1 protein-coding gene is annotated in these 2891 nt (G+C 61.3%); it reads right to left on the reverse strand.

The window, feature by feature from the left end; all coding sequences use genetic code 11:
* Positions 1 to 243: 243 nt before the first annotated feature.
* A partial coding sequence (locus E2C06_RS35995; protein ID WP_277751921.1) for an SdrD B-like domain-containing protein occupies positions 244 to 2891 on the reverse strand: 2648 nt, incomplete at its 5' end.

The raw sequence follows: 2891 nt of genomic DNA on the forward strand, positions 1-2891 counted from the left end.
GGGGCGGAGGATTTCTGGCTCATCTTCACTCCTTGGCGGTTACGGTGAGCCAGAAATCCTCCGCTTCTCAACCCGCCTCAGATGTCTCATGGACCCTGACGCCGGACAGGCATCGACGAGCTCATGCCCTGGTGCTGGGCCGACCTGCAGGCGCCGGCAGCTTCAGCCGAAGCCACCAAGGGTCCGTAGACGCCGCTTACCCTTATCTATGCAGCAACGCCCTTGCACGTAGGTTCCCGAGCTTCAGGTGAACCACAACAGACCATCGTATTCGCGCGGAGTAGGAAGCTGCGATCGAGCGATGCCGCTCCAGGTCACTGAGGCGTCCCAGCTACCATTCGCATCGAAGTCCAAGTGCAGTGTTGCCCCCTCATAGCCCACAGTGCCCGCCATATCCTCCCAGCCAACACGACTGATCCCAGGATGCCAACCCCAGATCGAGAGTTGCTCACCTGCTTCCCAATCGGGGATCGTGCTCCAAGTCGACTGCACGCTACGGCCATCAATGAAGAACACGTCGTGTCCTGCTCCACCGGTCAGGAAGTTCGAACCTGTCCCGCCATCGAGTACATCGTCGCCAGCGCCACCAACCGCCGCATCATCGCCGCCGAGTAGGTTCAAAAAATCATTGCTTGCCGTCGAAGCCACTGCCTCGCCGCCATTGCTGCCGAGCAGTTGATACTGCAAGTAGGCCACCGGCCCGCTGTAAAGGTCCGGCATCACGAAGGACGACACTCCGTCCACAGTTTGCGCTGCCAACTGCTGCAGCCCTGCTTGGGCTAGCACGGCCGAGAGCACTTGTGGTTCGTCCGTGCCCCCATGAAAAGCTATCAACTCGACATTGCGAAGCTCGTACGATTTTGCCCCGGGCCCGTTGATGTAGACTGCCCCTCCGCCCACTCCAAAGCGGTAATTGGTGATAGCCCCGGTGACAACAACGGTGTCGGTGCCTACCTCACCGTCAATGCTCCCGTCGCCGTCGCTAGCGCCAAGCAGCACCACGTCATTTCCGCTTCCAGCCCAGAGATGATTTCCCCAACTCTGGAGGGCAATCGTGTCATCTCCTCCTCCGCTATGCACCATGGCGGTATCGTCCCCGGCAAAGATGACATCGCGCCCGTCGCCCGTTGTGATCAGATTGGACGAGCCCGCCGCGGTGACGCGGTTGTCTCCGTCGCCCGCTTCAATCGTCGAGTTGCCAGCTATGCCGGAGATGTTATCGTCCCCGGCGCCAGTTTGGATCTGATTACTCCAGCCACGAGCCACAACGATACTGTTCCCACCGGCTATTTTGATGCTGGAGTTACTCTGGCCAGCGTCTACCACGCTGTTTCCAATACCAAGGACGATCACGTTGACATAGCCACCAAGCTGAACGAGATGGTCGCCGTTGCCAAAGTGGACGTTGGTGTTGCCCAGCGGTCCACTCAGCCGCGTGCCACCGTTGCCGGCCAACACCGTGTTGTTCCATCCGCCGACTGTTATAATGTTGTTGCCGTCACCAGCATCGATGAGGGCATTGCCTTCGCCGCCGTTGATCGTGTCGTCGCCGCTACCGGCGTCGATCCGGTTATTCCAGCCGTAAGCGCTGAGGTTGTCTGCTGCTTCGGTTCCCTGAAGAACGGCGTTGCCGCCGGCGCCACCTTCTCCACTTTCGCCTCCGTCGGGGGTGCCCGTGCCGGGATCAGGCATTTGGTGGCCTCCTCCTCCAGGCGTGGCGCGGGCATACAGATCGGCCGCCGAAAGCCAGCCGTCGTCAAACCGGATTGCAAGGCGCTCGGAGCTCCGATTGGCGAAGTCGTTGAAGATGATCGCATCGCCAGAAGCATTGAGAATCAACGCCAGCTTTTCGTGGCTGCCGGCGTCCAGCGGATAGCCATTCGACCGACCACGGTCTACGACCGAGGTGACAAAGGTGACAGCCGCGATATCCGAGCGCGAATAGCCGCTGATCTGGATGACGTCCTGTGTGGCATCGAAATCCCACAGCAGGTCAACGCCGTCGCCCCTGGCGAACAAGAAGGTGTCACGTCCACCATTGCCGTACAGGTTGTCGCCGATCACTACCGCGGTCGGTGCACTTGCTACCGGGTGTACCGGATCTGCAAAGGCCAGCGAGCCGTTATCTGTCCCGCCTGCGATGGTGTCATCGTCACCCTCGCCCTGCATCTCGTCATTGCCCGCACCTCCAAAGATCAAGTCGTTGCCGGCACCGGCTTCGATCAGATCGTCGTAGTTCGTGCCGAGAGGCAATGTGACGGGGTCATCTCCCTGGACTGTATCATCACCGCTGCCGGCGTAGAGGCGATCTGCTCCGTCACCGCCTTGGATGAGGTCAGCTCCTCCAGCGCCATAAGCCGTGTCGTTTCCTGTCCCGCCAAGCATGGTATCGGCCTGATCGGCTCCGAACAGGATGTCCTTACCTGCTCCGCCGTCGAACCAGTCCGCCCCGCCGTTGCCGTAGAAGAGATCCGGGCCTTCGGTCCCATGGAACAGATCGTTCGCACCCGATCCATATACTGTAGAACCGTTCGACGTGCTCCCACCGGTTTGCTCATCGTTCTGCCAAAGCCCGGCATCGACGTTGGCCACGCTCTGGCCGGAGGTGAGCGTGATGGCGGTGGTGACGCCGGTCGTGGGACTAGCGTCGCTGTCGAGGGTGTCGTCGCTGCCCCTGTCCTGCGGGCTGAGGCTGTAGCCCGTGGGAGTGACGAACTTGACTGTGTAGGTGCCGGGAGCGGCGGAAAGGCTGTAGCTGCCGCTGCTGTCAGTGGTGGCGCTGGCGACCACGGTGCCGGCAGTGTTGAGCAGTTGCACGGACTGGCCGGCAATGCCGGCCTCGCCGGTGCCCTGGATGCCGTCGCCGTTGGTGTCGGTGAAAGCCAGGCCGC

Source organism: Dankookia rubra, from assembly GCF_004355005.1.
Classification (GTDB): Bacteria; Pseudomonadota; Alphaproteobacteria; order Acetobacterales; family Acetobacteraceae; genus Paracraurococcus; species Paracraurococcus ruber_A.